The 7,814-nt window shown below is 53.1% G+C and carries 5 protein-coding genes; 3 read left to right on the forward strand and 2 right to left on the reverse strand.

Annotated features, from left to right (window positions below; all coding sequences use genetic code 11):
- Nucleotides 1-837: DUF4080 domain-containing protein (locus tag EJP87_RS11680; protein WP_130472056.1), on the forward strand; the 837-nt coding region annotated here is incomplete at its 5' end.
- Nucleotides 838-1,213: 376 nt separating this feature from the next.
- Here the strand turns inward: EJP87_RS11680 and EJP87_RS11685 are convergent.
- Entirely contained in the window at nt 1,214-1,423 is a 210-nt protein-coding gene (locus tag EJP87_RS11685; protein ID WP_130472057.1) for a CDGSH iron-sulfur domain-containing protein, read from the reverse strand.
- 3 nt (nt 1,424-1,426) lie between these two features.
- Nucleotides 1,427-5,149 carry an Rne/Rng family ribonuclease gene (locus tag EJP87_RS11690; protein WP_130472058.1) on the reverse strand — a complete coding sequence of 1,241 codons (3,723 nt, stop codon included), beginning with the start codon at nt 5,147-5,149 and terminating at the stop codon, nt 1,427-1,429.
- 226 nt (nt 5,150-5,375) lie between these two features.
- On the opposite strand from EJP87_RS11690, the gene EJP87_RS11695 reads away from it, so the two are divergent.
- Both EJP87_RS11695 and EJP87_RS11700 read left to right on the forward strand, forming a co-directional pair.
- Nucleotides 5,376-6,461, forward strand: a complete 1,086-nt coding sequence (locus tag EJP87_RS11695; RefSeq protein ID WP_130472059.1) for an RluA family pseudouridine synthase — start codon at nt 5,376-5,378, stop codon at nt 6,459-6,461.
- A 144-nt stretch (nt 6,462-6,605) separates the two neighbouring features.
- Nucleotides 6,606-7,814, forward strand: a 1,209-nt coding sequence (locus tag EJP87_RS11700) for a type IV pilus assembly protein FimV (protein WP_193771324.1), incomplete at its 3' end; no start/stop codon positions are given.

Genomic DNA, 7,814 nt, shown 5'->3' on the forward strand with positions numbered 1-7,814 from the left:
CATCAACATCTTGCCTTGGGTCTGTTTATCCATCTGGAGATGGTCCCGGATCGGTTGCCGCAGCGCTTGCAACATTTGCTCAAACAGTTTCCTCCTGGAACCCTGCAATTTGAGGTGGGTATTCAATCTTTTAATCCAGAGGTGCAGGCCCGCATTGCCCGGCCTTGGCACTATCAACGCACCATGGATAATCTGCGTTGGTTGGTGGCGGAAAGCGGTGTGCATCTGCATACCGATCTGCTGATTGGTTTGCCGGGAGAGAGTTTGGCCAGCTTTGCTGCCGGTTTTGATCAACTGTTGGCCATCAATCCGCATGAGATTCAGGTGGGTATTCTGAAACGTTTGCGCGGTGCACCCATCGCGCAGTATAGCGAGCCATTTGCCATGCTCTACAATCCTGATCCACCTTATGATCTGCTGGCCAATGGGCAATTGGATTTTTTATTGCTGCGTCGTTTGAAACGGTTGGCACGCTATTGGGATCTGTTTGGCAACTCGGGCCGTTTTCGGCATGTACGCAGTTTGTTTGCAGAGCAGGAGAGCGCTTTTGCCCAATTTTTACAATTGAGTGACTGGTTATATGCCAGCATCGGGCGAACCCATGCCATCTCCTTGCGCGAGCAGTTTAACTATTTGTATAGAGGGTTATGCGAAGCTCTGGGCTGGCCAGAGCAGGTGGTACAGTCCGCTTTGACAAAAGATTGGCAAAACAGCAGCTTGCAAGATCCCCCCGACTGTTTGCGGGGGCTGGCGGTTAAACGGGCGATTCGGGCTCCTGCAGGGGTTCCCACGCGGCAAAGACGCCATCTGACACATCAGGAAGCGGAAAGTTTGTGAACAAACTGTCGTTCGTAACTATTCGCCACCTGAAACTATTGCGGGTCCAGGGAGGGCACCTCCCTGGCCGGGTCCAGGGATGGAATCCCTGGGATTTTGCTTTTAATCTTTTGCCTTTGGCGCGCTTTTCAAACCAAGCCGACGCGCTTTTTGCGTCGGCTTAAGCGCCTAATGGAAGCAAGCTGTGCGAATTGGCGCGCATTTTTGCGCCAATCCGCACAGCATCCCCATGGGGGTAGATCTGGCGAGCCAGCACGAACCTGAACAGTTACCGTCGCGCAATTGCTTATACCTTGCCTATGCGCTTGTGCAAGGCGATTTATGCACAAACGCGCAGTGGATTGCTGCACTAAAGTCCAGAGAGTGGAGCGCCGGCTTATTCGTGCGATCCGTCGCAATAGGGTGCAGAAGCGGTTTTGCGGCAGGTACAGATGGCCACCCGTGCAGCAGCCTGCAGCACCACTTTACGAGGAGTGCTGCGACTTCCCTGATGTGAACCATCGCAATAGGGCTCTTGTTTGCTGCGTCCACACAGACAAATTTCATGTTCACCGGCGGGAAGATCTAAAATTAATGGTGTGGACACGGCTTATGGCTCCTGAGAAATCGTCTCGCTACTCTCTGTTGCTGCAGAGCTATCGGGAGAGGCTTGGTTTTCTGTACTGGCTTTAGTGCTGCGTTTGCGCGGTGCACGCGGCTTTTTTTCGCTGGGAGCTGCCACAACAGCTCCCTCTGTATCGCTTGTGTTGGTGGCAGTACTTTTGCTGGTTGTACTGCTTTTACCGGTTGTACCGCTTGCGCTGCGGGTGCGACTGCTACGGGTTCTGCTTTTGGGAGCAGGAGGGGGTTCCGTGGCGACTGGTTCGCTCAGCTCTGTTGCTGCACTCTGTTCTGTCGCACTGCTTGCTGCAGTTGCTGCTTCTGTTGCCATCTCTGGTTCTGTCGGTACGCTCTGTTCATTGGGCTCCCCCTGTTCGTGGCCTGAGGCTACGGGAGAGGGCATCACAACAGAGGAGGCAACAGAGGCTGTCTCTGTTTTTTCGTCTATAGGAACGACAAAAGAGGTGGCAAGTTGCTCGCTTACAGTCAACACTGTTATCGATGCAGCTTCGGCAAACACAACCTCCTGGGTCTCCGTTGGTGGGCTTGCCGGTGGTAGTGGCTGCGGATGTATACTGCTGTCCACTGTTGCCTGTGCCAGGGTCAACAACGGAGGTGTCGCCTCCGCATCGCTGCTCTCTTGTGGCAATGGCAGTGTTGCAGAGTAGAGCGGTGCGCTATGGTCCTGTACAGAATCTTCTTTGGGCAACTCAGATGTGCCCTTTTCAACTGCAGGAGATTCTACCGCTTTCTCGCTATCGGCCAGGGGCAGTGCAGGAGATTCTACCGCTTTCTCGCTATCGGTCAGGGGCAGTGCAGGAGATTCTACCGCTTTCTCGCTATCGGTCAGGGGCAGTGCAGGAGATTCTACCGCTTGCTCGCTATCGGCCAGGGGCAGTATGGGAGATTCTACCGTTTGCTCGCTATCGGCCAGAGGCAGTATGGGAGATTCTACCGCTTTCTCGCTATCGGCCAGGGGCAGTGCAGGAGATTCTACCGTTTGCTCGCTATCGGCCAGGGGCAGTGCAGGAAATTCTACCGTTTGCTTACCATCGGCCAGAGGCAGCATGGGAGATTCTACCGTTTGCTCGCTATCGGCCAGGGGCTCTTTGGCTGCAGAAGAGAGTAGAGGAGTTGTCTCTGCACTGGCTGGATCTTCTTGTTGTGCCGGATAGCTTAGGGGTGTGTTATCGCTGGCCGTTGATTCATCAACTTGATTGGCCAGTGCGTGGCCTTTTGCCAATGCAATCGATGCACCCTCCCCAAAAATATCTTCACACTCTTTCAATATGGCTGCACTCTCCTCACTATTTCCTTCACTACCCTCTTCAAGATTCTCCTCATACTCCTCCAGCGCACTGGTTGCGCTCTCCTCCAAAGGCAATGCTTGAGCAGAGCTGCCTTGAGAACGGGATTGACTGGAACGGCGCCGTCTGCGTCGGCGTCGGGAGCGTGAGGGGGTGGTGGCGCTGCTTTCTGTTTCGCTGCCTGCAGAGCTTTTATCCGTGCCATTCTCGCTGGTATCCTGGAGATCTGCTGCCTCTGCTGGGGCAGAGCCACCCAGAACATATAATCCTGGCACTTGCGTGACTCTCACCGCCTCATCTGCGGCATTTTTTTCCGAGGGGTCAACAGCGGCTTCGCTGGCGATGGCTGCAGATTGGTTTTCGGTATTGCGGTTGTTTTGTCCCGGTGGGTTGTTGCGGCGATGCCGTGTCGCTGGCGGGCGGGCGCTCTGATTATCGGCAGGCAACTGTTCAATATCCAATGAACCCAGCATGTCCAAAGGTTCCGTGAGCGCTGCAGAGACGGTTTGGGTGGGCTTTTTGCGCCGCCGCCGCCGCCGCCGACTTTTTTCGCTATTCTCTGCCTCGGTGCGTGGCGATTTTTCAGCAGTAGATTCGTTTGCCTGGCTGGTTGGGGCGATACTCTCCCGCGTTTTACTGGGACCGATCTCCTCTTCATCGGGATCATCATCGGGATCATCCAGTTCATCGACATACTCATCTGCTTCATCAGGCTCTGCGGTGACCTGCAGATGCCGCGCCTGCATGGCTTGACGTGCCTCTATCTCTTCTGGACTACGCTCCACACGATTTTTGTGAAATTCAGGAGTTTGCAGGCTGGGATCGCCATAAAGCAGAATAATGGTATCGTGTGTTACCTCCATGGCACGAATCTGCTCACGTTTATTGTTGAGCAGATAGTTGGCCATCTCTTGCGATGTGGTGTAGGTCAAACGGCTGTAACGACCTTTGGCAACCTCTTCTTCCAGTTGTCGAAACAGATGGATGGAGGCCGACTCAACCGAGCGAATGGTGCCCAATCCTTTGCAACGCGGACATTCCAAACGGTTGGATTCATTAAAAGTCGGCTTCATGCGTTGCCGAGAGAGCTCCAGGAGTCCGAAAGGAGAGATTTTGCCGATCTGAATTTTGGCGCGATCCAGTTTGAGCGCCTCTTTCAAATGTTTTTCAACCTCCATGACATGCTTTTTGTCGTCCATATCGATAAAATCGATGACAATCAGCCCTCCCAGGTCACGCATGCGCAACTGTCTGGCGACCTCTTCTGCTGCCTGAATATTGGTTTTGAAGGCTGTGCTCTCAACATCTTTTTCCCGTGTCGAGCGACCGGAGTTGATGTCGATGGAGACCAGCGCTTCTGTGGGGTCGATCACCAGATAACCCCCTGCACGCAGTGGTACCTTGCGCTCGTGCATGGATTCGATCTGATTTTCAATTTGATAGCGGGCAAAAAGAGGCAGCGAATCCTTGTAGGGCTGCACCACTTTGACATAGCGCGGCATCAACAAGCGCATAAAATCTTTGCCGATACGATAACCCTCTTGTCCATCGATCAAGATCTCTTCCATGTCGGTGGTGTAGAGGTCGCGAATGGCACGGATAATCAGGTCACCCTCTTCGTGAATCAAGGCCGGCGGTTTCAGTTGTGCGGCTTTTTCTTCGATGGCTTTCCAGAGACGCAAAAGATAGGACATGTCACGGGCAATCTCCCGCTTGGTGCGTCCCAGGCCAGCCGTGCGGATGATCAAGCTGACATGGTTGGGAATCTCCATGGAAGATAAAACTTCTTTGAGATGTTTGCGCTCGCTGGTGTCGGTAATTTTGCGCGAGATGCCACCGCCGCCGGAATTTTCCGGCAACAATACCGTATAGCGTCCGGCCAGGGAGATATGGGTGGTCAAGGAGGCCCCTTTATTGCTTCTGGCCTCTTTTACCACCTGGACCAGCAGGGTCTGACCACGACTTAACAGACGTTGGATAGGGACATGTCGCCGTCGGTGACGCGGTCGTAACTCATCTGTTGGCGGCAACTCATCGGAGATCTCCTCCTCATCGGGTGCAGGAGCTTTGCCGGGAGAATCACCATTTTCGCAAGAGGCTGTCTCTGCGCTGGCAGAAGCTGTCTCAGAGCCCTGCGCTTTGCTGTCGCGTTCGGGTTCTTCCGGGGGATAATATTTGCTGTGAATGTCGTTAATGGAGAGAAAGCCTTGACGCCCTCCATAAAATTCGACAAAAGCTGCTTGCAGGGAGGGTTCGACACGGGTAACACGGGCGAGATAGATATTCCCTTTGATTTGTTCCCTGGAGGCGGTTTCTATGTCAAGATCGATCAGTCGCTGGTCTTGGACTACCGCCACACGCACCTCTTCTGCGTGGGTGGCATCCACCAGCATACGCTTGGTCATTGTTTTTATTGCTCCTGTTGCAACGTGACTCGGACCACAGCGGGCGAGACAGAAAAATGTCCTCGTGCACCGGCGCGGGTCTTTTTGAGGTGTTTAGTATAACTTATGAAAAAATTTAATAAAAAAATTAAAATAACGATTCATGACCCAGTGCGGAAAATGCCGGCTGGGTGGATTATCCCCAAAAACGATCCGTCACAAAGAGTCATTATAGGATAATGAAGACATGGACGTAAAGATATGTAACAGTCAATCTGCAAAAAGGGATGAGAATTTTTCCGGCACTGGGCAACAAAGTGCGGAAGTAGAACATATTTTGGTAAGTGAGCAGGATGCGGGAATGCGGGTGGATCGTTTTCTGCATGGTCGTTTTCCCTCGGTACCATACTCTTTTTTGCATCGGTTGTTGCGTACCGGACAGGTGCGTGTCAATGGCAAGAGGGTGCAAGGGGGAGGCCGTTTGTGTGTTGGGGATCGGCTTCGCTTGCCCCCGGTGCGCTGGCAAAGCGACTCCTTGCCAAGTTCACGCCCTCTTTATCCCCCCGATGGCATGGTGCGTGCGGTACGGGAACGGATTCTTTGGCGCGATGAGGCGCTATTGGTGATGAATAAGGCTTCCGGGATGGCTGTGCATGGAGGCAGTGGCGAAACCTGGGGTGCAATAGATGCGATGCGTCGTCTGTTGCAGTGGGAGGAGAGTCCGTTGCAGCCAGAGCTGTGTCATCGCTTGGATAAGGATACCTCTGGATGTTTATTGTTTGCTTTGACTCCCTTTGCGTTGCGTTCCATGGCCGAGGCATTTCGCCATGGCAAGGTGGAAAAACGCTATTTGGCATTGGTGCGGGGGGTGGTGGCGAAGGATGAGGGGGTGATTGATCTGCCGCTGAGCAAAGGGGTGGTCAAGGGTGGGGAACGCATTGTGGTATCCAGCAGTCATGGCGCTGCTGCCACAACCCGATTTCAGGTCAAACAGCGTTTTGCCAATGCAACATTATTGGAAATTGTTTTGGAATCGGGACGCACCCATCAAATTCGTGTGCATTTGCAAGCGATCGGTCATCCTGTGGCGGGAGATCGCAAATATGGTGATGCTGCATTTGACCAGCGGATGGCCAAAATCGGTTTGCATCGTCTGTTTTTGCATGCCTGGAAGCTCTCCTTTCGCCATCCGCAGAGCGCTGCTGTCATCGCGCTTTCGGCCCCTTTGGAGGAAAAATTGCAGCAATTTATCAATCAACTCACTCCCCTTGCTATCGCGCAGCAGCCTCGTGCCGAGAGCAAAAAGCTGCTAGCGAGAAAAGAGGGTGACTGATTTTGGAAGATGGTGTTTTTTTACCTGATTGTGGACAAGTGTTCCTTTGAAACTGTTTTTCATGTAGAGTATCGGCTGATTGCTGTGAATGCGTTATGGATACGCTCTTTGAGCATGGCTCGACTCTGGGTGCGAGGTGTGTTGGTGGCTACACGATTGCATTTTCTGCTGTTTTGTTGTAGTGCGCTGCTGCTGTTGGTATTTCCGCACGATGTGGCTGCTTTTGCTTTGGGTGAACTCAAACTGCAGAGCAAGTGGGGGCAGCCGTTGCAGGGAGTGGCATCGCTTACCTTGGATCCAGGAGAGGAGATTGTCTCTGTGGATATGGGCAGCAACAGTGACTATTTGACACTGAATTTGCCACGCAAGCCGGTTGTCACGCAGATTACCGCGCAATTGAGTGAACAAAATGGTGGTCTGTTTGTCTCGGTACACTCTGCCAACCCGATTCGCGAGTCCGATTTTTATATTGTCTTACGCATCTCTTCCAATCAGCACACCTATTTTCCTTTCTTGCGGATTCGTCCACCAGTTGGCGAGAAACAGAGCTCCGCAGCCCCAGAAAAAGCATCGACAACAGTGGTGCGCCAAGAGCAGCGCACAGTTGAGGGAGCTCCTGCAGTTGCATCTCCGCCCTCTTCTGCACCAGCAAAAGAGGGGCAAGAGAAAAACTATGGGCCAGTGCGAGCCAAGGAAGGGTTGCGCGATGTGGCTCGTCGTTTTGTAAAAGGTACTCCGTTTACTGTGCAGCAGATTGAAGTGGCCATCTGGCGTCGTAATGCCAATCTATTTACGCGCAACAATATGAATGGTCTCAAGGCGGGTGTGAAGTTGGTAATCCCTTCTCATGAAGAGATTGCCCGGATCAGCAAAAAAGAGGCAAAAGAGATCCGTATCAGTCAGGCCGCTGAGTGGAAAAAAGGGGCCAAAGAGCGCAATCAGGCTGCAGCTCCTGCCCAGCCTCCTGTAGTGGAGAAGGGGTCAGACTCTAAAGCACAGATTGCTGCTCCTGCCGCTGCCGCCCAAGAAAAGGTGACCTTGCCGGTTATGGGAGAGCCTCCTCCCGCCACCAGTGCCACTCCTCGCCCCACAGGAAAAGAGAGCAATGCGGCAAAGGGGGTAGAAAAGGCGGCAGAGAAACCGGCAGCTCCCACCCAGGAAGGGCAGGTGCGTGAGGGCAGCAAGGAGGCAGACAAAGAGCAGGTAAAGGTGGAAAGTGGGACTTTGAAAGCCATTTTGGTGCAATTGCAAACCATCACCCGTGTTTTGGAAAACCAGATCGCAAATATGGTGATGCTGCATTTGACCAGCGGATGGCCAAAATCGGTTTGCATCGTCTGTTTTTGCATGCCT

It is taken from the genome of Candidatus Magnetaquicoccus inordinatus (genome assembly GCF_004217665.1).
Lineage (GTDB): Bacteria > Pseudomonadota > Magnetococcia > Magnetococcales > Magnetaquicoccaceae > Magnetaquicoccus > Magnetaquicoccus inordinatus.